Raw genomic sequence first — 23,687 nt, 5'->3', positions numbered from 1 at the left:
GGTGGCGCGTTGGTTCTGGCGTCAGTCCGCCGCCCAGATTTCGGCTGGCTCGCCGCGTTTGACAATGTAGAAGTTGCTGGCCTCCAGTTCCTGCCAGTCACTTGCGGAACCATCCGGCCATAGGACTCGGAGCGCGGGACGGGCGGCACTTCCGAGGCCGAAATGATGCCAGCCGATATGGCCCCCCGCATGGCCGCCGCCGACGGTGATTTCGCGCCGGATCACGGTTGCGCCGCGGCGAACTTCCACCCAGGCACCGATCGCTTCCGGGTTCGCACCGGGTTGTTGCAGCTTTACCTGGACCCAGTGCCCGGTGTCCTGGCTGACATTGCGCCAGAGCTGGGCCTTGTCTCCGCGATTGACGACGACGAGATCGATGAGGCCATCCAGGTTGAAATCGGTGAGAGCGGCGCCACGTGCCGTGTGGAAGCTTGCCACGCCAGCTATTTCACCCGCCTCCTCGAATGTACTGTCCGTTTGCTGAACGAGGAGGTTGTTCGGGTCCTTAAGCGCGAAGTCCGGCATCTCCCAGACATTGCCCTTGGCGACGAAAAGGTCCGCGAGCCCGTCATTGTTCACGTCCTCGAATGCGGCGTGCCAGGCAGTGCTGGGCTTCACCTCGTCGCCGCCCGTATAGGGCCGGTGCGCGGTCACGCCCTTGGCAAATGCAACGTCGGTATAGGCGGGCCGGGGATCGCGGCCTTCCGGAATGTCGGCGAGCGTCTGCAGCTTGTTGTCGGCCATGCTGGTCAGGAAATATTCCGGATAACCGTCGAAGTCGAGGTCGTAGCTGGCAATCCCCATGCCCCATACGAGCAGACGCTGCCAGCCGTCGGCCTCGGTAAAAAGGGTAGGGGCTTCGCCCGGCGCGATGCGCCAGAGCTGCTCCTGCCCGCCCTTGTAGTACTCCCGGTCATTGGAGATGCGCAGGCTGGGCGTGCCCGACCTGCTCCAGTCGGTAAACAGCATGGAGAGCGCGCAGAAGCTCGGTTTGAGCGGCAGTGGGGAAGCGAATTTATCCTCAACGCCTTCGGCCGGCCGGTGCAGCCAATTGTCGGTGCAGGAACCCCAGGGGAAAATCTGCTCTCGCCGGTCAATGTAGTTGCCGACCGCAATCGTCGGCCATTCGGCGCCGTGCTCCCAAGTAGCGGCAAGTGCCGTCGACCAGGCGCCCCCCCCGTCGAACCCCCAGCGCTCATTGGCACGCTCGAAGCGGCAAGCGCCGAGCCCGCGCATCGCGATGTTTTCGCCCACGCGCAGCACGATGAGATCGGTTATCCCGTCGCTGTCCACGTCGAACGGATAGGCGCCTGTCGCCCCCTCAAGCTCCAGCCCGCTTTCTTGCTCCTGAAACTGTAGTGCGCTGCCCGGTTCACTGGCATTGCGGTAGAACTTTGCGGGCGAGGTACCACCCGCCACAAGCAGGTCGGGGAAGCCGTCGCTGTCGCAATCGAACGTCGCGGCACCCCCGCCGACCATGTATTCCCATTCGCCCGTATAGGCGCTGTCGAGGCCCGCGCTTTCAGTTTCTTCAACGAATTTCGGGACGACAGTCCGCTCTTCGGCGGCGGCCGGATTCTGGAGAAGCGCACCGCCGAGAGCTGCGAGGAATAGAAGGCCGAGACGCATGCTAGATCCTCGTGCGCAGGGCTGTCGCGTACGCGCCAATGCAGCGGCCCTGTTCGAGGCCGCGATCAATCGCGGCGCGGAAATGGATCCCGCCATAAAGACGCGAAATCGCTGCTTCCTCGGCGGCGGCTTCGAAGCTCCGATAGGTGCGTGCAGGCAGGCCGTCATCTTCATGCGTCGCATCGTCGAAGGCGAAGTCGTCGCCGAAGAAAGCGGTGAGCACCGCCGCAGCGGCGCCTGATTGCGTGCTGTGGCCGCTCGGATATTCGGGGAAGGGCGGGGTGATGAGCACCGGCTCCCAATCCGGGTCGATGAGACGGCGGATGTAAGTGACGGGCCGAACGAGATCGAATTCGTATTTGCTTTGCCAGCAACGGATAAATGAGTCCGCGAGCGACACCCCGAGCCGCGCCATCAGATCCACGCCGTCGGAGAGGCTCGCCTCTTGCTTGTCGAGGACCTGCCAGGCAATCGAGATCCAGTGCCCGGGCGGGGTCGGGGAAAGCATCGGGTCATCGGACCAGAACCGGGCGATGGTGCGCTGTTCCTCCGAGAGGTCCGCCACGGTCTCGTATACCTCCAGGGCCTCCCGATAGAATTCGGACGCTTCTTCCTCGCTATAGGGCGGCGGAGCGGGCAGGGGGCATGCCATCCCGTCAGGCATGGCAAAGGTGCGGTTTTCTCCCCATTTCGGCAAGAGTGGAGTCTGTTGCTGGCCAATCGTGCTGGTGGGCACCCAGTGGGCAGGCCCATTCGTCAGCTCGTATTGCAGCGGAAAGCCCATGTTCTCAACTGTCGCGCCACCGTCAGTTTCCGACCAGGCGAATATGTGTGCGGCTATACTTCGGCCGTACGTTCGGCTACGTTTCACAACATTGGCGGGCAGCCCTGCCGAAACGCGTTCGGAGAGCCTGGTTTCGATCGCTTCCAACGCGCGCTGACCTGTCGGACCGGTATTGCCGAAGAAGCTCCGCACAGCGGAGGCCATCGCCGCATCCAATATAACCGCCTCGTCATAGATGGCGCCCGGCTCGCGGAGTGGAGTGGCCGTCAGCCCGTTCACCTGCCCGGCGAGCGAATGCAGATCGGATGAGCCCGACGCCATGGCTTCAAAGGCTGTCACGCCCAGATATGCGAAGGAACGACTGGCCACGGGCGGTGAATAAGTGGGCGTGTGGCGCACGAGTTCGAGCACCATTTTGTACCAAGCCCGCAAGGCATCCGGCCCCCGCGCGGGCTCGGCTGCACTTGCGGTACCGACCAGAGTCAGGACAACGACAATCGTTGCCGACAAAATGTGACGAATACGCACCATATGCCTCCCCTGCTGTGACCGGTACGCGCCATCTAGCAGTAACCATGTGGTGTGGCTGGGTGCAAGAGCGGCGGCATTGATGCTGAACCGCAGGCGAAACACCGGCGCGGAAATCCGACAGGCCGCGAGCGAATGGCGGTGAAGCCGTCCGGTGACAGTTTATAGGTTGCTCACTGGCAGGCAGGGAGGAAAAACAGGGGAACTGCCGCGTAGATTACGGCTACGACGGAGAGAAAACATAAGAGCAGCCCGCCAACGGCCATGAATTGATGGCGCGCCTGGGTTGAGTCCCTCGGCTTTTCGAACCCACCGGCCTGCATCCAGCGGTGCCACGCCAGTAGGATGAGAACAGCGATAAGCGCCAGAGCAATTCCGGTAACCGCCAGAAGGATTGTCTTGACCGTTCCCCATTCTCCTGGCCCTCCCGTCTCGAACTCAAAAGCGCAGGCAACGGCTATCGCGATGTAACAGGTCAGAAAATGCGCGCCCCAGACCAGCGGTCCGGCGACCATCCCGACCAGGCTATCGCGGTCGATAACGTTCATGGGCATCTCAGATTACCCGCGGCCAGAGGTGGATCATGATGAGCGATACGAGCGCGAGGCCGGTGGTGAAATGCCAGAAAAGCTCGACATTCATTACTGACTGCCGCCGCTCCGGCGTTACTTTGCCGGCAAGGGCCCGCGCAAGCGTATAGAAGATGAAGATTGTTCCCACGCCGATGTGGAAGCCGGTCCAGCCTGCGAATGTCCAGTAGACGGCCGAGAACGCATTTTCCGTCGGTGAGATTCCGGCGTCGAACAGAGAGCCCATCAGCGCACCTCCGCTCGCGAACATGGCGGGCAGGCCCGCAAGCGGTCCGAGAACAAGGCCGATCATGGAACCGCGCCGGTTGGCAAAGGCGCCCAGGCGGAAAAAGACGCTGGCCAGAACCGCCAATCCGGCAGCCGCCAACGCCCATCCAGGCTCCGCCTCGGGCACTGGCGGTGAGAGGTCGCGATTGACGGTCCACAGAAAGAGGGCGGAAAAGATCAGCGAGACGAATGCCGCCGCATCGAAGATAAGGAGGAGCGCCATGGCCCAGAAACCGTGAGTATCGGCGCCGTTTATGTGGACGGGTAGAGTCTCGCCCCGCCCGACATCATAGCGGTTTGGGGCCGGCAGGGGTTCCGCGTCCCACATCCAGATGATCCCGGCTATGATGATGACCAGGGCTGCGGCGGCACAAAGCCACCACAGCTTGAAAATGGCCAACCCGAAGAAAGTGGCCGTTCCGATGGCGGCAATAATGGGCGACCAGGCCGGATGCGGAAGAAAGATCACCTGTCGCGGCTCGCCCATCACGGAACCCGTGCGCAGCGTTTTGCGCCTTTCATCCGGGCTGTCCGGCAGATAAAATTCCCCCCGATCGACACGATCTCCAAGTTCGGGCTCATCCCAAAGCGGATAGGTCGAGGAGACGATTGGCACGCTGCGCATCGAAAAGTTCGTGGACGGCGTTACCGAGTGCCATTCGAGCGTGCCGGCATTCCAGGGATTATAGCCGGCCACCTGCCCGTGTTTGCGGTGCCAGTAAAGCCAGTCCCATAGGAAGACCGCCACGCCGGCTGCTACCATGTATGCGCCGATCGATGAGATCATGTTCAGCCAGTCCCAGCCGAGGTCCGCGGGATAAGTATAGACGCGACGCGGCATTCCGCGCAGACCGGTGAGATGCATCGGAAAGAACGCGACGTTGAAGCCAAGGAAGATGAGTCCGAAGGACCAGCGGCCGAGCGTCTCCGACATCAGCCTTCCGGTGACCAGCGGAGTCCAGTAGTGCAACGCGGCAAACACCGGCATGACGGCGCCTCCGAAAAGCACATAATGAAAGTGCGCCACGACGAAATAGGTGTCGTGCACCTGAAAGTCCACGGGAACCAGAGCGACCATGACTCCCGTCAGACCACCGGCCACGAAGATGAAGATTGCGCCCAGCGCATAGAGCATCGGTGCCCGGAACAGCACGCCCGGTCCGCTCCAGATCGTGGCGATCCAGGCGAACACCTGGATGCCGCTCGGGATTGCGACGGCGAGGCTGGCCGCCGAGAAGAAGCTGAGCGACATCACCGGAATGCCCGTAGTGTACATGTGATGCACCCACAGGCCGAAACTCAGAAAACCGGTCCCGACCGCGGCCAGGACGACCCAGACATAGCCGGCGAGAGGCGCCCGCGCGAATACCGGAATGACGGTCGAGAGCACGCCCGCGCCAGGCAGGAAAATGATGTAGACCTCGGGGTGGCCGAAAAGCCAGAAGAGGTGCTGCCACAGCAGCGGATCGCCGCCCCTGTCTGCATCGTAGAACGGCCAGTCGAAGGCGCGCTCCACCTCCAGAAGGATGTCGCCCAGAACGAGCGGCGGAAAACCAAGCAGGATCATGAAGCCGAAGACCAGCATGTACCAGGCGAATATCGGCATGCGGTCCATGCTCATGCCGGGTGGGCGGAACTTCAGAATGCCGATGATCAGCTCGATTGAGGCGGCGATGGCCGCCACCTCGATAAAGCCGATTCCGAGCAGCCAGAAATCCGGCCCGTATCCCGGGGAGTATTCCGGACCGGTGAGGGGCACATACATGAACCACCCGCCGTCCGGCGCGACCTTAAACAAGAGGCTGGTGAGCACCATGAGCCCGCCGAGTAGGTAAGCCCAATAGCCGTAGGCGGAAACGCGCGGGAATGGCAGGTCGCGTGCGCCCAGCAACTGTGGGATCACGAAAATGGCGATGGCTTCCATCATCGGCACGGCGAACAGGAACATCATCGTCGTACCGTGCATGGTGAAAATCTGGTTGTACCAGTCGGCCGATATGAGATCGTTTTCGGGCACCGCAAGCTGGGCACGGATCAGTGCCGCAAGTATACCGGCCACGACGAAAAAGAAGATGCCGGTCAGGACATAGAGCATGCCGATGAAGGTGTTGTTGATTTCCTTCAGTCGTGCAAAACCCTTGGGCGGCGCCCAGGTCGACCGCAGCTGTCGCAGGCCCGGATCGCGACGGTCCGCCTCTTCCAGATCGCGTGCCGATCGAAACGTCATTCCAAACTCTCCAGCCACGCCGCCAGCGCGCGCAATGTCTTGCCGTCGAGGCGATCGAAGGACGGCATGCGGTTACCTGGCTTGATATGCTGGGATGAAGCGATCCAGCCGGCGAGATTGCCGACCGACCCGTCGAGCCAGCCCGCACCGATCGAAAGTCGTGAGCCCACATGCGTAAGGTCCGGCCCGATCTGACCGACGGCGCCGGGTAATCCGCGCACCGCATGGCAGCTACCACAACCTTGATCGACGAACGCCTGCTGCCCCGCTTTGAGCAGGTCTGGGACCGGTTCGACTGCCGGCTGAGCCTGTTCCTCAAGCCACTGGTCGAATTGTTCGGCTGGCTCCACAACCACATAGAAGGCCATCTTTGCGTGCTGCAAACCGCAATATTCCGCGCATTGACCACGCATGACTCCCGCCTCGGTGGGCGTGAAAGTGATCTCGTTTACATGCCCGGGGATCATGTCGACCTTGCCGGCAAGACTGGGGATCCAGAAACTATGGATCACGTCCTCCGACGTGACGGTTATGCTCACCGGGCGATCGATCGGCAGATGAAGTTCGTTCGCGGTCTCGATGCGCTCGCCGTCCGGTCCCTCATACTGGACTTCCCACCACCACATGTGGCCAGTCACATGGATCCGCACTGCATTTTCGCCGGCTGGCGAGGTGATGTGCAGGCTGACCAGCACCGTGAAGACCATGAGGATGGAGAGCGTTACCGCAGGGAACGCGAATCCACCTATCGCGATGAAGACAGTGTTGCGCAGGGGCGGATGCCTTCGTCGGCTGATGATCGCCCAGGCAAGCAGAGCCATGACGAGCACAAAGATGAGCGATCCCGCGGCAAAGACCCAGTTGCTGAGCGCGAGGATGGCGTCCGCTTGGATGCTGCGCGGCTCGAAAACGCTCTGGATTCCCTGCATGCTGTCGTAGCGCGGATTGGATTGTGAAGTGATTTGCCAGCCCATCGTCTCACCGCAACGTATATAGATAGGCGGCAATGTGCCGAGCTTCGTCTTCGGGAATTCCCATGTCGGGCATAGGTGTCTGCGGCGCCATCGCTGGAGCGTCCATGATCCAGCGCACCAGATTGTCGGGTGTGTTCGGGTATTGCCCGGTGATGTAGGCGCGCAACGCGAACTTGTTGAGCGGCGGTCCGACGATCCCCTTGGCTGATCTTATCCCCGGAATTGTATGACAGGCCGGGCAGCCATATTCGCGGATATGCCTTGCCCCAGTTTCCGGGTCGCCATCGAGAATGCGCATGCCTTGAGGGATCTCCGACTCCGCACAGCCTGCGAGCGCAGCTGCGAGGAAAAGCACGGCCACACCGCAGATCCGTGTGGGCAAGCGGCAGTCTGTCCAAATACGCACGGTCAATTCACGAGCCTTGGTCCCGCGGGATACCGTGCCTGCGCGGCGAAAAGGGCACCGCGCGCCGCCCCCTCCAATTCTGGGGCGCGGTATAGATAGGTGACCGGCAAAACTGCGCGGCCGCGCTTGCTTAGTCTCATTCTGCAGCGGCTCCGCCAGTCTGGCCTCCCTCTTGTTGATTCCCGTTCGCTCTCTCCGCCGGTACGAAGTCCGGCTGCACCGGCACTTGCCTGCCGGTGACGCCCTGTCCATCGGCCTCATCCAATGTGAGGTAGGAATCCTCGTCAGGGGTCACTTCGCGTGGGCGAAGCGAGGCGAAATAGAGCGAGACGGCGCGGATCTGGTCATCCGTCATGTTCTTCGCGATTGATTCCATGATGTTCAGCGGATCCCCGTCGCGCTCTCCGTTTTTCCAGAGCATCAGCTGATGCTCCGTATACGGCGCGAATTGGCCGGCGAGATAAGGGTAGATGGGAGGGGAACCGACTCCGCTTTCGCCATGACAGGTGTTGCAGGCCGGAACGCCTCGATCCGGTACTCCAACCGCGGCGATTGCACCGCCGATTTGCACGGCCTGCTGATCGGCTTCCGGCGGTGGCGGGTAAGGAGCATCGTCGATGGAGGCGTAATAGGCCGCGACATCCGCCATCTCCGAGTCCGTCAGAGCAAGTGCGGCAGTCTGCATCACGTCATTGGGTCTGAGGCCCGCGGCGAAGTCCTTCAGCGTCTTGTACAGATACCACGCGCTCTGATCGCTCAGGCGCGGAAAGGCGCCGCTGCTGTTGCCGGATCCATCAAGCTCATGGCAGCGGGCGCATGCCAGTCCGGCTTCCTGCTGCTCGAAATCGCCGGTCGCCACCTGGCGGCCCCGGTTGGTATCCGGTCCTGCCGCGATGGCTCCCGAAAGCCCGGCAGTAGCGGCTCCGAGCGCCACGAGGATGAGAGCTCGACTCTTCTTCATGTCGGCACCAGAGGGCGGGGGTCCTGGAGATAGTCGTTGATCATGTGGTCAACCGCCCAATAGGCGAGCGCGCCGACCGTATCGGTTGGATTATAGCCGGCATTCTGAGGAAAGACGCTGGAACCCATCACCCAGAGATTATGAAGGTCCCAGGACTGCAGGAACTTGTTTACGACGCTCTTCGTCGGATCGGTTCCCATGATGGCGCCGCCGGTGTTGTGCGTCGTCTGGTAGGGCACGATCGAATAATGATCATCGAGCCAGCTCACGGAGATCTGCTCGCCGCCCATCGCTTCGGCGATCTCCCAGGCCTTGCTCGTCACGTAACGTGACATCAGGCGGTCGTTGTGCGGGAAATCGAAGGTGATCATCCCGAGCGGCTGGCCAAAGGCGTCCGTGTAATTCGGGTCCAGTCCGATATAGTTGCCTCTGTGGGGCATCGACGAGCCGTGGACCGTGATCGTTGCGGTGCTGTTATAATGGCGTTGCACCGCCTGCTTCCATTCCGTGCCCCACCGTGGTGTTCCGTCCGGCACTGGATGCCTGTTAATCGGACGGCCGCCCGTGGTGTAGGCGGCGATATAAGCTCCGCCGACAAATCCGAGCTCCGAGTGATCGAAGCTGCCCGTATTGAAGTCGTCGATCGCAGTGCCGAGCGCGCCTGCCCCCATGAAAGAATTGAGCTGCACATCGGGCGGGTAGAAGACGGTCGCTCCGCTCATCGTCTGATAGGTGTAGTTCCGCCCGACGGTGCCTTCGCCTGTCGAGGGGTCGTAGGGCGTGCCGATCCCCGAGTTGAGCATGAGCACCACGTTGTGGTGGGCGAACGCGCAAAGCGCCACCATATTGGCCGGCTGGAACACCTCGCGGCCGCGCGCATCGATATAGGTGACGCCGGTCGCAACCTTGGACCCCCGATCCCACTCCACGCGTTGCACATAGGCGTTGGTCCGCAGTTCGAAATTCTCGTTTGCCATCGCAAAGGGCAGGATGGCGACCTGAGGGCTCGCCTTGGCGAAGTGTTCGCAGCCGTAGTGCTCGCAGAAGCCGCAATACATGCAGGGTTGGAAGCGTGCGCCATACGGGTTGGTGTAGTGGCGTGTCACGTTCGACGAGGGAACGGGGAAAGGTGTGTAGCCGAGATCGGCCGCTGCCTCGCCGAACAGATGGCCGGCATAGGCCTGCTTCATGGGTGGGTTCGGATAGGGTTCGCTGCGCGGCCCTTCGAAGGGATTGCCGCCTTCCTGGATTTGCCCCGCAAGATTGCCGGCAGTCCCCGATGTGCCGCAGATCTTCTCGAAGAAATCGTAGTACGGCTCCAGTTCGTCGTAGGTGATGCCCCAGTCCTGGATCGTGATGTCCTCCGGAAGGAAGTCACTGCCGTATCGTTCGTTCACCCAGCTGCGCAGAACGAAACTTTCGGGCTGGAAGCGCCAGGTCTGCCCGTTCCAATGCACCATTGCGCCGCCGACGCCGGTCCCGGGAAGAAAGGAGCCGAGCTGACGCATCGGCAATGCCTTCTGCCCGACGAAATTGCGGAAGGTCAGGGTCTGTGTGCCCGGGTCCTGCATCAGCGAATGGCGGACCGAATATTTCAGTTCGTCATGCATATAGGGCGACTGGAAATCCGGCACGGTCTGGCGCATGCGGCCGCGTTCCAGCGCCACCACGGAATATCCCGCCTCCGCCAATTCCTTTCCCAGAATGGCTGCCGTAGCGCCGCCGCCAACCAGCGCAACGTCGACCGGTTTCATCCTGACCGCCATTCTTCCACCTCCTAATGATCTTCGTTGTGATGGTCCGTTCTCGAGACCTCGGCCATGCTCATGGGTGGGCGCTCGAAGGAGAGGCCATGTTCTTCGACCAGGTCGGTATACTGGGCGTAGGCTCCCGGAAATCCGATCATGCGCCAGGAAACCATGTCCCGGTTGCCGCCATAGGCCGGGTCGGCGAACCAGCCTTCGATGGTGTTGGCGAGCAGCGTCTCGAAGAAAACGGAGCTGGGCATCGACGGAAGCGGGACCTCGCCCGCCTGCAGCATCTCGAGAATGTCGATTTGAGCGGACGGAGACAGGTCCCAGAACTCGGTCTCGCCCTCGCGTTCGGCCACCCAGCCCCGTATTTCCCGAATACCGGTGCGATAGATCTCCGCCGGCGTGAACGGAAGCTGATAGCCCTGTTGCGGCTCTCCCAGATCCCAAGGCCCTTGCAGATACATGCGCGCGCCCGCGCCATAGGCGCCGGCAAGCTGCCGGTCGATGAAGTTGGCCACACCGGCCCATGCCGCGCCCGGCCACTCGTTGTCCGCAGGGATGAGTCTGTCGACCGCGGCCTCCACGAACTGGGCCTCCTCGGGGGTGAAGAAGAACAGGATGTCCTGGTGCTCAACATTGCTCGCAGGCGACGATTGCGTGGCTTCGCTGGCTGGAGCCGGAGCTTGTTCGGTCTCGGGTTCGTTCTGGGCGGGTGCGGGCGTGCTCCTGAACGTCACCGCGGCGCCCGCCGCGCCGGCCACCTTGAACAGATTTCTACGTGAGAGCTTATCCACCATCGGTTTCCTCACCTTGGGATGCGTTCTGCTGCACGACCTTTTGCATACAGGCCGAGTGAGCCTCGGTTTGTTGCCAGTTCGCGCACAAATCGGCGCTCGGCAGAGGCGGCAGGCTCACTTCGCCCCCGCCCCCGCCGTCTTCTTGGGGGCCGCTGAATCCGGTGGTTACGCCGTTGGTGGTGCCGGCGCCTACCTGCGCCTCATACTCGGTGGGCCAGCCATACTGGTTGAGTTCGCGATCGCCCTGCTGCGCCTGTTCTCCGGTCTCGGTGGCGCTCTGTTCTATGCCTTGGGCGTGAACGGCACCGGGCGCGGTCGCGCAAAGCAGGATGCAGACGAGGATTCTTGCGGGCCGATTTACAAGCGCGCTCATGATCTAGTCGACTCCGGGAATGTCTTCGGGAATGGGTGCGATCCCGGGCGGCGGAGCAGCGCCTGTCACCGGACGGCTTTCGCCTTCCGGCGTGACCCCCTCCGGCCGCAGTGACGCGAAATACTGCACCGCCGCCTCCAGTTGCTCATCTGTCATCTGCCTGGCGATGTAGACCATGATACCGTTTTGGCCCTGTCTCTCGCCCTGCCGGAAGAGCTCGAGCTGCTGGCGCAGATACGTCGCGTGCTGACCTCCTATGAACGGATAAGTCGGCGGCAGGCCAATACCTTCGGGACCGTGACAGTTCACGCAGGCTTGGATGCCCTCTTCGGGCGCGCCAATCGCGGACAAAATGGCGCCTTGCTGAACAACGTCAGGCTCCACGTCGGTTTGCGGCGGATAGGGTGCATCCTCCAGCGAGGCGTAATAAGCCGACACGTCACGCATTTCCTGCTCGCTCAGAGCTGCCGCGATCGGCTGCATGATCTGGTTGGGTCGTTCGCCTGACGCATATTCCCTGAGCGACTCGACCATGTATTCATAGGCTTGGTCGGTCAGGCGCGGGAAACCGGCGGCGCCATCCCCGGCACCTTCCATCCCGTGGCAACGGAAACACGCTCCGCCGGGAGACGGTTCGAACGTGCCGACCGCGATAGCTTGCCCGTTCTCAACGTCGGCATCGGCAAATTCCTGTGTCTGGCCAGCAGCTCCTGCTGCCAGAATCAGGCCGACCGTGAGCGCAGGTTGTGAGAGCCGCCACATAGTTCTTCCCTTTGGTCCCCGTCCCGAATAGATGCGGGCCGAAATTGTTCCCGTTTGCGTTAAGGCTCGGAGGCTTGGAGGCGTTCTTCCCTCCAGATCATTCCTCGCCGCCGTTCAGTCGGAAAGTTCCTGCGGGGCTTCGCATCGCGCCTGGCGTGTGCAAAATAGAGGCATGCCGCCCCGTTCGCTTTCCGTCCTGGTCATCGACGAAAACACCCTGCGCGCCGCCATCATCGATGCGGGGCTGCGCGAGGCCGGCCACGAGCACGTCACCGTCGTGCACGACGTCAACGGCATCGCCCAGCGCATTGCCGAGGTCGAGCCGGACGTTATCGTGATTGACCTGGAGAACCCCAACCGCGACATGCTGGAGAACATGTTCAACCTGTCGCGGGCGGTGAAGCGTCCGATCGCCATGTTTGTCGACCAGTCCGACCAAAGGGCCATCGAGGCTGCGGTGGACGCCGGCGTTTCGGCCTATGTGGTGGACGGGCTGAGGCAGGAGCGCGTCAAGCCCATCGTCGACATGGCCATCACCCGCTTCAACGCCTATTCGAAGCTTGCGCGCGAACTGGAGGAGGCCAAGAGCGCGCTCGAAAACCGCAAGCTGGTCGACCGCGCCAAAGGCATTCTTATGCGCTCCAAGGGGATTTCCGAGGAGGAGGCCTATACGCTGCTCCGCCGCGCGGCGATGAACCAGAACCGCAAGATATCGGAAATCGCCCAGAGCCTGATCCTGGCGTCCGGGCTGCTCGACGAGTGAGGCGCGTAATGAGCGAACATCACATCACCGCCGGTTTCTTGCCGCTCACTGACAGTGCCATCCTGGTGGCGGCGCGCGAGAAGGGGTTTGCGGCGGCCGAGGGCGTCGACCTGACGCTGGTGCGCGAAAGCTCCTGGGCGAGCATCCGGGATCGCATCGCCGTCGGCCATTTCGAGGTGGCACACATGCTGGCGCCCATGCCCATCGCCGCCAATCTCCGCCTGACGCCGATGCGGCTCGACCTCATTGCACCACTGGCGCTCGGCCTCGGCGGCAATGCCGTCACCGTTAGCAACGCCCTGTGGCAGGCGATGGAGAGAACCGGCGCGAAAGGTCCGGACAATCCGGCGGCAGTGGGGATCGCGCTCAGGAACGTCATCGAAGACCGGCGAGGGCGGGGGAGCGACCGGCTGCGCTTCGGCGTCGTCCACCCCCATTCGGGGCACAATTTCGAGCTGCGCTACTGGCTCGCCGCGTGCGGCATCGATCCCGAGCGCGACGTCGACATCACGGTCGTGCCGCCGCCGCTGACGGCCGACGCGATGGCCGCCGGCCGCATCGACGGCTTCTGCGTCGGCGAGCCGTGGAACAGCGTGGCCGTGGCGGCAGGCCACGCCCGCATAGCCACGGTCAAGGCGGCCATCTGGAGATCGAGCCCGGAAAAGGTGCTTGGCGTCCGCGCCGACTGGGCCGCCGCGCACAGCGAGACGCTCGCCCGCCTGCTGCGCGCGCTCTACCGCGCGGCCGCCTGGTGCGGTCAGGCGGAGAACCACGAGGAAATGGCCGTGATCCTTTCCGCCGAAGCCTATCTCGGACAGCCGGCGAAGCTCCTCCTCGGCGCGCTTGACGGGCGATTGGAGACGGGGAATGGTATCCACCGCTTCGCCGATTTCTTCCTGCCGGTGGAGAAGGCGGCGACCTTCCCATGGCAGAGCCATGCGCTGTGGTTTTACTCGCAGATGGTCCGCTGGGGGCAGGTTCCCCACGGCGAGGCGAACGCGGAGAAGGCGCGGGCCTCCTTCCGCCCCGACATTTACCGCACCGCCCTCGGGCCCCTCGGCGCAGCACTGCCCTCCGCCAGTATGAAGGTGGAAGGCGCATTGAAGGCACCGACACCCGTCGGCGCGACCTCCGGCCGGCTGATCCTCGGCCCCGACGGCTTCTTTGACGGCGCCGTGTTCGACCCGACAGAACTGGACAGCTATATCGCCGGCCAGAGGTCTGCTGGCACCGGGGACTGATTGTCGACGCGGCGCTAAGAGGGTTCGTCGGCATATCGCCTAAAATTCAGGCAAGTGCGATAGTTGCCTAAAAATTATACGCTGCGCTGCAACATTAGACAGCGACCCTACCGGCCATGCCGCAGCCTCGCTCCGCAACTCTTTTTCAACCCATTGAAATAAAAGGATTTTAATTCCCTCTGCTAAGTTGGCACGCAACATGCATTGGTTATAGCGGGTCCAGAGGGGACACCAACAGAAAGCGTCCAATGAAGGGCGCTCGGGCAAAGCTGCCGATCAGAGATCGCCGCCGTGACCGCGGGCGGGCGATAACTGGCCGGCAGCTTTTCTTTTTGCAGCAACGAAACTTCGCGCGATGCACGAGCAGTTGGAATGGAGTAGCCGATGACCGCATCACAGCCAGCCGCACCAACGCAAGACACCACGCCGGGCCGGGCGCTTACCATGTCCACCGTCGCCTTCACGGTCTGCTTCGCCGTGTGGACGATCTTCTCCATCATTGGCGTGCGCATCAAGGACGACCTGGGGCTCTCGGAGACCCAGTTCGGGCTGCTCGTCGGCACGCCGATCCTTACCGGGTCGCTGGTGCGCTTGGCGCTCGGCATCTGGACCGACCGCAACGGTGGTCGCCTCGTCTACACTGCCACCATGCTGGCCTCGGCCCTCGCTACCTTCCTTCTCTCCTTCGCGCACACCTATGTAATGATGCTCGTCGCCGCCCTCGGCGTGGGCATCGCCGGTGGTTCCTTCGCTGTGGGCGTGGCCTATGTCTCACGCTTCTATGGGGCTGAGAAGCAGGGCACCGCGCTCGGCATCTTCGGCGTCGGCAATGTCGGCGCGGCGGTGACTAAGTTCCTCGCCCCCCTGGTGCTCGTAGCCTGGGGCTGGGAAGCTGTGGCGCAGGTCTGGGCGGCCGCGCTCGTCGTCATGGCCGTCGTCTTCTGGTTCACCACCGGCGACGATCCGGTGATCCGAGCCCAGCGCTCCGGCCGGATGCGCCGCCGCAGCTTCGCCTCGGAGTTCGAACCGCTAAAAAACCTCCAGGTGTGGCGCTTCGCGCTCTACTACTTCTTCGTCTTCGGCGCCTTCGTTGCGCTTGCCCTGTGGCTGCCGCGCTATCTCATCGGCGCCTACGGCTTCGACATTGCCACCGCCGGCATGATTGGCGCCGCCTATTCCATTCCCGCCTCCGTCTTCCGCGCCTATGGCGGCGCGCTGTCGGATAAGGCCGGCGCGCGCACGGTCATGTACTGCACCTTCGCGGTCTCGGCTGTCTGCACGGCTATCCTGTCGATCCCGGCGGCCGACTATGTGGTGCAGGGCATTGACGGTCCCAAGACCTTCCATTTCGAGGTGGGGCCTTGGGCTTTCGTCGTTCTCATCTTCGTGCTCGGCTTCTTCATGAGCCTCGGCAAGGCCGCCGTCTATAAGCACATCCCCGTCTACTACCCAGAAAATGTGGGCGCTGTGGGCGGTCTCGTGGGCATGATCGGCGGGCTCGGCGGTTTCATCCTGCCGTTGCTCTTCGGCTACCTCAACGACGTCACCGGCCTGTGGACGAGCTGTTTCATGGCGCTGTTCGTCATTATCGCTGTGTCGCTCGCCTGGATGCACCTCGCCATCCGCCGGATGGAGCGGCGCGCCGAAATGCAGCCGGCCTGAAAGCTGTCTGAGAAAGGAAACGACACTCATGACCCAGAAACTCGTCGTCATCGGTGCCGGAATGGCCTCTGGGCGCATGCTCGAGCACCTGTTCGAGGCCGCTCCCGCTGCCTTCGACGTAACCCTCTACGGTGCCGAACCGCGTGGCAACTACAACCGCATTATGCTCTCGCCAGTGCTGGCCGGCGAAAAGACCTATGACGAGATCGTTACCCACAATGCCGATTGGTACGCGGCGAACGGCGTCGACTGCCGCTTCGGCGAAACGGTGACGAAGATCGACCGCAAAGCCAAGACGGTCTCCTCGGCCGAGGGCGAGATGTCCTACGACAAGCTGGTGATCGCCACCGGCTCCGCGCCCTTCATTATCCCCGTCGCCGGCAAGGATCTGCCCGGCGTCATGGCCTTTCGCGACCTTGACGACGTCAACGCCATGACGGCGGCTGCCGGGAGCCCCGGCGCCAAGGCAGTTGTCATAGGCGGCGGCCTGTTGGGCTTGGAGGCGGCGGCCGCCTTACGCTCGCGCGGCATGGAGGTGGTGGTGCTGCACCTGATGGGTCACCTGATGGAGCGCCAGCTCGACCCCGCCGCCGGCTATCTCCTGCAGAAGGAATTGGAAGGCCGTGGGATAAAGATCCATTGCAAGGCGCAGACCAAGGCGATCCTTGGCGAAAATCGCGCCGAAGCAGTGCTGCTCGAAGACGGCACAATCTATCCGGCTGACCTCGTGGTCATGGCCGTTGGCATTCGGCCGGAGACCCGCATCGCGGTTGATTCCGGGCTCTATGTGGAGCGCGGCATCGTCATCAACGACCAGATGGTGACCTCCGACCCGGATATTCTGTCTGTCGGGGAGTGCGTCGAACATGAAAATGTCTGCTACGGCCTCGTCGCGCCGCTCTACGACATGGCCAAGGTCGCGGCGAAGACTCTCGTCAAGCAGGACGCGGCTTTCCGCCCGGTGGAGACGGCGACGCAGCTCAAGGTGACCGGCGTCAATCTATACTCCGCCGGCGACTTTGCCGAGGCGGAAGACCGCGAGGAGATCGTGCTGCGCGATGCGAGCGCAGGTATCTACAAGCGCCTCGTTTTGAAAGAAAACCGCATTCTCGGCGCCGTCCTCTACGGCGAGACCACCGACGGCTCCTGGTTTTTCGACATGCTCAAGAAGGGCACTGACGTTGCCGAGATGCGCGACACCCTCATTTTCGGCCAGGCCTATCAGGGAGGGGGTCAGCTGGACCCTATGGCGGCCGTTGCAGCCTTGTCGGATGATGCAGAGATCTGCGGCTGTAACGGCGTATGCAAGGGAAAGATCGTCGGCACGATCACCGAGAAAGGCCTGACGTCACTCGATGACGTGCGCGCCCACACAAAGGCTTCCAATTCCTGCGGCACCTGCACCGGGCTGGTCGAACAGCTCATGGCGCTAACACTCGGCGATACCTATAACCCCGCCGCTGTCCAGCCGATGTGCGGTTGCACGGATCTCGGCCATGATGATGTGCGCCGCCTTATTAAGGCGAAGGGGCTGAAGACCATCCCCGCCGTCATGCAGGAGCTGGAGTGGAAAACTTCCTGCGGGTGTGCCAAGTGCCGCCCGGCCCTGAACTACTATCTCGTGGCCGACTGGCCGGATGAATACGCAGACGACTACCAGTCGCGCTTCATCAACGAGCGCGTGCACGCCAATATCCAGAAGGACGGTACGTATTCGGTTGTCCCGCGCATGTGGGGCGGTGTCACTTCGTCGACAGAACTGCGCGCCATCGCCGACGTGGTCGACAAGTTCAACATCCGAACCGTCAAGGTCACCGGTGGCCAGCGGATCGATATGCTGGGCATCAAGAAAGAGGACCTGCCGGCGGTCTGGGAAGACCTCGGCAAGGCCGGCTTCGTCTCCGGCCACGCTTATGCCAAGGGCCTGCGCACGGTGAAGACTTGCGTCGGCTCGGATTGGTGCCGCTTCGGCACGCAGGATTCGACCGGTCTCGGCATCCGCATCGAAAAGTTCATGTGGGGTTCGTGGACGCCCGCCAAGGTCAAGATGGCGGTCTCAGGCTGCCCGCGAAACTGTGCGGAGGCGACCTGCAAGGACGTCGGCGTCATCTGCGTGGACTCCGGTTACGAGATCCACTTTGCCGGTGCCGCCGGCCTTGACATCAAGGGAACCGAGAAGCTCGGGCTGGTGAAGACCGAGGACGAGGCGCTGGAGGTGATCGTGGCACTGACGCAGATGTACCGCGAGCAGGGACACTATCTGGAGCGCATCTACAAATGGGCCAAGCGCATCGGCTACGACGAGGTTCGCCGCCAGATCCTTGAGAATAAGGAAAAGCGCAACGCCTACTACGACCGCTTCGTGTTCTCCCAGAAATTCGCGCAGGTCGATCCGTGGTCCGAACGCGTCTCGGGCAAGGACAAGCACGAATTCAAGCCCATGGCCGAACTGGGCTTCCCACAGGCAGCGGAGTGAACGCGATGAGCGACTGGATCGAGATCGGCAAACTCGACGACATCCCGCCGCGCGGGGCGCGCTGCGTCAATACACCTATGGGGCGGATCGCCGTCTTCCGCACTGGCACCGACGAGGTTTACGCTATTGAGGATCGGTGTCCGCACCAGGGCGGCCCCTTGAGCCAGGGCATCGTTCATGGCGCGCAAGTCACCTGCCCGCTGCACAACTGGGTGTTTTCGCTGGAAACCGGCCTGGCACAGGGGGCCGACGAAGGCGCGGTACGCACCTTCGCGCTCAAGAGTGACGGCGAACGGATATTGATGGACGCCTCCATGATGATGGCCGTGGCGGCGGAGTAGCCCCGAACGCGTGCCGCGAATGGCTTCACTTCCTCCAACCCAGGAGACAAAGACAATGGCAGACATCGTACCCATGGAATTCGTTACCAAGATGATCGACGCCGGTGAGGCGAAGGTCCTCACGTCGACAAGGGACACCTTGATCCGGGCCTTCATGGCAGCCGCTCGCCCGCGGAATAGTTGATATGACCGTGAACCACACGGCCAATCCCGCCATAAACACCGCTTGCCCCTATTGTGGGGTTGGTTGCGGCGTGATTGCGACGCAGCAGCCTGATGGCTCGGTCTCGATCAAGGGGGATCCCGAACACCCGGCCAATTTCGGCCGACTCTGCTCGAAAGGCTCGGCGCTCGCCGAAACCATCGGCCTCGAGGACAGGTTGCTTTACCCGGAGATTGAAGGTCGCCGCGCGGGCTGGGACACCGCGCTCAATCTGGTGGCGCAGGAGTTCGCGGCGGCGATCGCCGAGCACGGGCCGGATTCGGTCGCCTTCTATGTCTCGGGCCAGTTGCTCACGGAGGATTATTACGTCGCCAACAAATTGATGAAAGGGTTCATCGGCTCGGCCAACATCGACACCAACTCGCGCCTCTGTATGGCGTCTTCCGTTGCCGGTCATCGCCGTGCCTTCGGCTCCGACACCGTGCCGGGCACCTACGAGGACTTGGAGCTTGCCGATCTGGTCGTTCTGACCGGCTCCAACCTCGCCTGGTGCCATCCCGTGCTCTACCAGCGGCTGGCCGCCGCTAAGGAAAATCGCCCCGGGATGGAGGTTGTCCTCATAGACCCGCGCCGCACCATGACCGCAGACATCGCCGACCTGCACCTGGCAATCGAGCCGGACGGAGATGTGGCGCTCTTCGCCGGCCTGTTGCGCTACATCGCGGAAAACGGTGTTGTTCAGGGAGATTACGTCGAAAAGCATACAACCGGTTTTGAACAGGCCTTGGCCGTTGCCGAGCATCTGACGATAGAAGAAGTAGCTGTATCCACCGGCCTCCAGCCGCACGAACTCGAGACGTTCTACCGGCTCTTCATCGACCGCGAACGCACCGTCACCGTCTACAGCCAGGGCGTCAACCAGTCCGCTTTCGGCACCGATAAGGTCAACGCCATCCTCAACTGTCATCTGGCCACCGGCCGCATCGGCCAGCCGGGGATGGGGCCATTCTCCGTCACAGGTCAGCCCAACGCCATGGGCGGGCGCGAGGTCGGCGGGCTCGCCAACATGCTGGCCGCCCACATGGACCTGGAGAACGGCCTCCACCGCAATTCTGTGCAGCGCTTCTGGCGCGCCCCGCGCATGGCGGAAAAGCCCGGCCTTAAGGCCGTCGACATGTTCAAGGCTGTCGCCGACGGGCGCATCAAGGCGCTATGGATCATGGCCACCAACCCCGCCGACTCGTTGCCCGACGCGGACGCCGTGGAGGCGGCGCTCAAGACTTGCCCCCTGGTCGTCGTCTCCGATATCACTGCCGAGACCGACACGCTGCGCCATGCTCATGTGAAGCTGCCGTCCACGGGTTGGGGCGAGAAGGATGGGACGGTAACGAATTCCGAGCGCCGCATCTCGCGACAGCGCGCCTTCCTCCCGCCGCCGGGCGAGGCGCGGCCGGACTGGTGGCAGATCGTCGAGGTGGCGCGGCGCATGGGGTTCGCGCAAGCCTTCGCCTATGCGGACACGGCCGAGATCTTCCGCGAGCACGCCGCGCTCTCGGCATTGGAAAACGACGGCACGCGCGACTTCGATATCAGCGCCTATGCAGGGGTCGATGCGCGCGCATACGCGAACTTGCAGCCGTTTCAATGGCCAGCGCCCATCACCACCAACCCCCTCGGCCCTTCGGCAAAGCTCAGCGAAGAAAGCACCTCCCGCTTCTTCGCCAATGGCAACTTCTACACCCCCGACCGCCGCGCCCGCTTCATCCCCGTCTCGCCGCAGGCACGACGCGTGACTGACGGCGACTACCCTATGATTCTTAACACCGGCCGCGTGCGCGACCACTGGCACACCATGACCCGAACGGCCAAGAGCGCCCGGCTCTCTGGCCATATGGCCGAGCCCTATGTCGAGATTCACCCCCACGACGCCGCGCGCTTGCGTATCCGCGAGGCCGAACTGGTGCGGGTGTCAAGCGGCCACGGCGCTGTCCTCGTGCGCGCACTCGTCACGTCCCGCCAGCGCCCCGGCTCCGTCTTCGTGCCCATGCACTGGACCGATCAGTTTTCCGCCCGCGGCCGCGTTGACGCGCTGGTGCCGCCGGTCACCGATTCTCTTTCCGGCCAACCCGCCTCAAAAAACGTCGCCGTCCGCCTCACCCGTTTCGAAGCCGAATACTACGGTTTCGCCGTCTGCGCTTCGCGTCCCGCCACCGACAGGCTCGACTACTGGGCGCTGGCGCGCAGCAAGGGCGGCTGGCGCCTTGAGCTTGCCGACGGCAGGCCGCTGGACGCTCCCGAAGCGCTGCTACGCCGGCTCCTGTCACTCGCCCCAAGCGGCGTAGAGATCATCGCCTATCACGACACGCGCCAAGGCAGCCATCGCATGGCCGCCTTCAACGGCGAGCGGCTCCTCGGCGCCCTCTACCTTTCACGAACCCCCGTCGTCGCGTCGCGCGGCTTCGCCGTCGAGCAGCTAAGCCAACCACACTCCGATCCCCGCTCCCGCAACCGCGTCATCGCTGGCAGGGCAGGGGCCGACCGGCCAGACCCCGGCGCCGTCGTCTGCTCTTGCTTCGGCGTCGGCGCCAACCAGATCGCCGGCGCCGTCCGCGCCGGCTGCACCAGCTTGGCTGCCGTCGGCAAGACGCTGAAAGCCGGCACCAACTGCGGCTCATGCCGCGCCGAGATCAAAGGATTGATCGATGCCTATCGCCTTGAAGCGGCCGCCGAGTGAGACCGCGCCACCGCGCATGGCGCGGCTTTCTGTGCTGCCGGTTTTCTTCGAACTCGACGGAAAGCCGGTGCTGGTGGCCGGCGGTACCGACGCAGCGGCCTGGAAAGCGGAACTGTTGGTTGCGGCAGGTGCCCGGGTCCACGTTTTCTCGACAAGCGGCGAGATCGGGGATGAGATGAAACGCCTTGCCGGCCACCCGAATGGACGAGTCGTCCATTATCGTCGCAAATGGTCGGGCGAAACCTTCGACGGAATGGCGCTGGCAATCGCAGACGCGGCCGACGGCGCAGAAGCCGCGCGTTTCGCCACGGCTGCCGTTCGGGCGGGTGTACCCTGCAATGTTATCGACCGTCCGGACTTCTGTTCCTTCCAGTTCGGCTCGATCGTAAATCGTTCTCCGCTCGTCGTCGGGATATCGACATCGGGAGCGGCTCCCATTCTGGGCCAGGCCGTTCGACGCAGGATTGAGACACTGCTTCCTTCATGGCTGTCCGGGTGGGCGGCATTGGCGCAGAGGCTGCGGCCGCAGGTGCTTGACCGGCTCGCGCCGGGTCGGCAGCGGCGTGCCTTCTGGGAAGCCCTGGTGGATCGCGCCTTCGCCGGTCCAGCGGGCGACGCCGAGGCCGTGCAGGCGGAGCGGATTGTCGATGAAATCGTCTCAAACGAGGCCGGCGAAACCGGCCATGTCACCTTCGCAGGGGCTGGTCCAGGGGAGGCGGAACTTTTGACCATCAAGGCGGCGCGCGCGCTGCAGGCGGCCGATGTGATTCTTTTCGATGACCTGGTTTGCGACGAGGTTCTGGAGTTTGCCCGTCGGGAAGCCAGGCGCATTTGCGTAGGAAAGCGTGCCGGGCGGCCGAGTTGCCGTCAGCATGACATCAGCGCGCTCATGGTCCGTCTCGCCGGAGAAGGCAAGCGGGTGGTAAGACTAAAGTCGGGCGATCCCATGATCTTCGGTCGAGCCGGCGAGGAGATCGCAGCGCTTCAGGCGCACGGTATTTCCTTCGACGTTGTGCCCGGCATCACGGCTGGCCTGGCGCTGGCAGCCGCGGCGGGTATTTCGTTGACGCACCGCGACCATGCGAGGTTCGCATGCTTTGTGACTGGTCATTCGAAGAATGGCGGCCTGCCCGAAGATCTTGATTGGGCCCGCATGGCTGATCCTCGTGCAACGACGATATTCTATATGGGAGCTCGGACGGCGGGTCGCATTGCGGTCAGGCTGATGGCGCACGGGCTTTCAGGCGAAACGTCCGCTGTCGTTGCCGCCGCTATCGGACGGCCGGGCCAACGCATTCGGTATTGCCGCCTCCACGATCTGGGAAACGTGGTCGCGCCGGAGGATACCCGTGAGCCGGTGCTGATCGGCGTTGGAAAAATGTTCGAGGCAGCCGAGGAGGCGCGGGCCGAGAAAGCCTATGCATAAGTGCGGGGGACGAGTGCCGACTGAAACCAGCGCACGAACGTCTCGATCGAAAAGACCGGAAGGCCTGTCGCAGTGCGGATATCGGCGGCATAGGGCACCATGTTGGTACATTCGAGGACGATTGCGCCAAGATCGGGATTTTTGCCTGCAAGAGCGCGTGCGGCTTCGATATTGTCCTGGCGGGCAGCCTCGACATCCAGCTCATCGGCGTTGTTCAGAATAGCGTTTGTGAACTCACGGCCTCCCTCGGTGGTGCCCACCGGCGTTCCGGGCGGAACGCCGGCCCGCTCCAGATGCAGGGGCGTCAGTGTCGAACCGGAAATCGTCAGGATACCCGCGCGTTTGCCCGCCGGCAAAAGCCGGTTCACCATCTCCACCTGCATCAAGGAAGACGTGGCCACAGGTACGTCGACGGCATCGGCAAGCTCGCGCTGGTAGAGCGACAGGAAACCGCAATTTGTGGTCACGCCGTCGACACCGTCGGCTACAAGCTCATGCGCGGCGGAGATAAAGTGGTCGAGGAGGCCTTCCGCGCCTCTGCGCACGACGCGATCTGGCGTGGCGGATCTGACGACCTTATAGTGGACTGGAAACGGCCACGTGGTGGCATTGCCCATATCGCCAGGAATCCGCGGGAAATGCGCGTCCAGCATCAGGATGCCGACTGCAGCGCCATAGATCGGCTTGCCTCCCCTTACGCGCATAGTTCCTCACAGGCTGGCATTGATAACAAATACTTGCATACATGATAGGCGAGCATAGCGCAGCGTTGCCGTGCAACTCCAATCCTGTGGCTGCAGCAGTCAATTGATCTGTGCCGCCGACCCCG

Annotated in this window: 19 protein-coding genes and 1 pseudogene; 8 read left to right on the top strand and 12 right to left on the bottom strand. The window is 62.9% G+C overall.

Annotated features, from left to right (window positions below; genetic code table 11):
• Positions 1-21: 21 nt before the first annotated feature.
• From LY631_RS15170 to LY631_RS15120, 11 genes are all read right to left on the bottom strand, one after another.
• Entirely contained in the window at positions 22-1,629 is a 1,608-nt protein-coding gene (locus LY631_RS15170; RefSeq protein ID WP_274426428.1) for a CRTAC1 family protein, read from the bottom strand.
• Position 1,630: 1 nt separating this feature from the next.
• Positions 1,631-2,944, bottom strand: a complete 1,314-nt coding sequence (locus LY631_RS15165; RefSeq protein ID WP_274426427.1) for a vanadium-dependent haloperoxidase — start codon at positions 2,942-2,944, stop codon at positions 1,631-1,633.
• Between the two features lie 170 nt (positions 2,945-3,114).
• On the bottom strand, positions 3,115-3,489 hold the full coding sequence (locus LY631_RS15160; RefSeq protein ID WP_274426426.1) for a hypothetical protein: 375 nt from the start codon (positions 3,487-3,489) through the stop codon (positions 3,115-3,117).
• Between the two features lie 7 nt (positions 3,490-3,496).
• On the bottom strand, positions 3,497-6,025 hold the full coding sequence (gene ctaD, locus LY631_RS15155; RefSeq protein ID WP_274426425.1) for a cytochrome c oxidase subunit I: 2,529 nt from the start codon (positions 6,023-6,025) through the stop codon (positions 3,497-3,499).
• Positions 6,022-6,999 carry a cytochrome c oxidase subunit II gene (gene coxB, locus LY631_RS15150; protein ID WP_274426424.1) on the bottom strand — a complete coding sequence of 326 codons (978 nt, stop codon included), beginning with the start codon at positions 6,997-6,999 and terminating at the stop codon, positions 6,022-6,024. Before coxB ends, ctaD begins: the two co-directional genes overlap by 4 nt.
• A gap of 4 nt (positions 7,000-7,003) precedes the next feature.
• Positions 7,004-7,360, bottom strand: coding sequence for a c-type cytochrome (locus LY631_RS15145; protein WP_274426423.1), 357 nt, complete (start codon positions 7,358-7,360; stop codon positions 7,004-7,006).
• Positions 7,361-7,541: 181 nt separating this feature from the next.
• Complete coding sequence (locus tag LY631_RS15140; RefSeq protein WP_274426422.1) at positions 7,542-8,366, bottom strand: c-type cytochrome; 825 nt, start codon at positions 8,364-8,366, stop codon at positions 7,542-7,544.
• Positions 8,363-10,132: a GMC family oxidoreductase gene (locus LY631_RS15135; RefSeq protein ID WP_274426421.1), complete on the bottom strand. Its 1,770-nt coding sequence runs from the start codon at positions 10,130-10,132 to the stop codon at positions 8,363-8,365. Before LY631_RS15135 ends, LY631_RS15140 begins: the two co-directional genes overlap by 4 nt.
• Before the next feature lie 11 nt (positions 10,133-10,143).
• Positions 10,144-10,917 (bottom strand): gluconate 2-dehydrogenase subunit 3 family protein, encoded by a 774-nt coding sequence (locus LY631_RS15130; RefSeq protein ID WP_274426420.1) that lies wholly within the window; start codon positions 10,915-10,917, stop codon positions 10,144-10,146.
• Entirely contained in the window at positions 10,907-11,290 is a 384-nt protein-coding gene (locus LY631_RS15125; RefSeq protein WP_274426419.1) for a hypothetical protein, read from the bottom strand. The genes LY631_RS15130 and LY631_RS15125 overlap by 11 nt, the downstream gene beginning before the upstream one ends.
• A gap of 3 nt (positions 11,291-11,293) precedes the next feature.
• Positions 11,294-12,052, bottom strand: coding sequence for a c-type cytochrome (locus LY631_RS15120; RefSeq protein WP_274426418.1), 759 nt, complete (start codon positions 12,050-12,052; stop codon positions 11,294-11,296).
• Positions 12,053-12,224: 172 nt separating this feature from the next.
• Between LY631_RS15120 and LY631_RS15115 the strand changes: the two genes are divergently transcribed.
• From LY631_RS15115 to cysG, 8 genes and pseudogenes are all read left to right on the top strand, one after another.
• A complete protein-coding gene (locus LY631_RS15115) occupies positions 12,225-12,815 on the top strand; it encodes an ANTAR domain-containing response regulator (protein WP_274426417.1) in 591 nt (196 codons plus the stop codon).
• 8 nt (positions 12,816-12,823) lie between these two features.
• Positions 12,824-14,056, top strand: coding sequence for a CmpA/NrtA family ABC transporter substrate-binding protein (locus LY631_RS15110; protein WP_274426416.1), 1,233 nt, complete (start codon positions 12,824-12,826; stop codon positions 14,054-14,056).
• A gap of 384 nt (positions 14,057-14,440) precedes the next feature.
• Positions 14,441-15,718 (top strand): MFS transporter, encoded by a 1,278-nt coding sequence (locus LY631_RS15105; protein WP_274426415.1) that lies wholly within the window; start codon positions 14,441-14,443, stop codon positions 15,716-15,718.
• Between the two features lie 28 nt (positions 15,719-15,746).
• Positions 15,747-18,194, top strand: a complete 2,448-nt coding sequence (gene nirB / locus LY631_RS15100) for a nitrite reductase large subunit NirB (RefSeq protein WP_274426414.1) — start codon at positions 15,747-15,749, stop codon at positions 18,192-18,194.
• Between the two features lie 5 nt (positions 18,195-18,199).
• Positions 18,200-18,535, top strand: coding sequence for a nitrite reductase small subunit NirD (nirD, locus tag LY631_RS15095; RefSeq protein ID WP_274426413.1), 336 nt, complete (start codon positions 18,200-18,202; stop codon positions 18,533-18,535).
• Positions 18,536-18,590: 55 nt separating this feature from the next.
• A pseudogene (locus LY631_RS15090) lies at positions 18,591-18,701 on the top strand (formate/nitrite transporter family protein); the annotation flags it as partial.
• Positions 18,702-18,720: 19 nt separating this feature from the next.
• Positions 18,721-21,432, top strand: a complete 2,712-nt coding sequence (locus LY631_RS15085; RefSeq protein ID WP_274426412.1) for a nitrate reductase — start codon at positions 18,721-18,723, stop codon at positions 21,430-21,432.
• Positions 21,401-22,858: a siroheme synthase CysG gene (gene cysG, locus LY631_RS15080; RefSeq protein WP_274426411.1), complete on the top strand. Its 1,458-nt coding sequence runs from the start codon at positions 21,401-21,403 to the stop codon at positions 22,856-22,858. The genes LY631_RS15085 and cysG overlap by 32 nt, the downstream gene beginning before the upstream one ends.
• Here cysG and LY631_RS15075 read toward each other — a convergent pair.
• Positions 22,849-23,562, bottom strand: coding sequence for an aspartate/glutamate racemase family protein (locus LY631_RS15075; protein ID WP_274426410.1), 714 nt, complete (start codon positions 23,560-23,562; stop codon positions 22,849-22,851). The two genes, cysG and LY631_RS15075, sit on opposite strands and share 10 nt — an antisense overlap.
• Positions 23,563-23,687 lie beyond the last annotated feature (125 nt).

The sequence above is a fragment of the Chelativorans sp. YIM 93263 genome (genome assembly GCF_028767125.1).
Lineage (GTDB): Bacteria > Pseudomonadota > Alphaproteobacteria > Rhizobiales > Rhizobiaceae > Chelativorans.
Note: the sequence above shows the minus strand (reverse complement) of the source record. Positions and strands in the feature narration are given on the sequence as shown.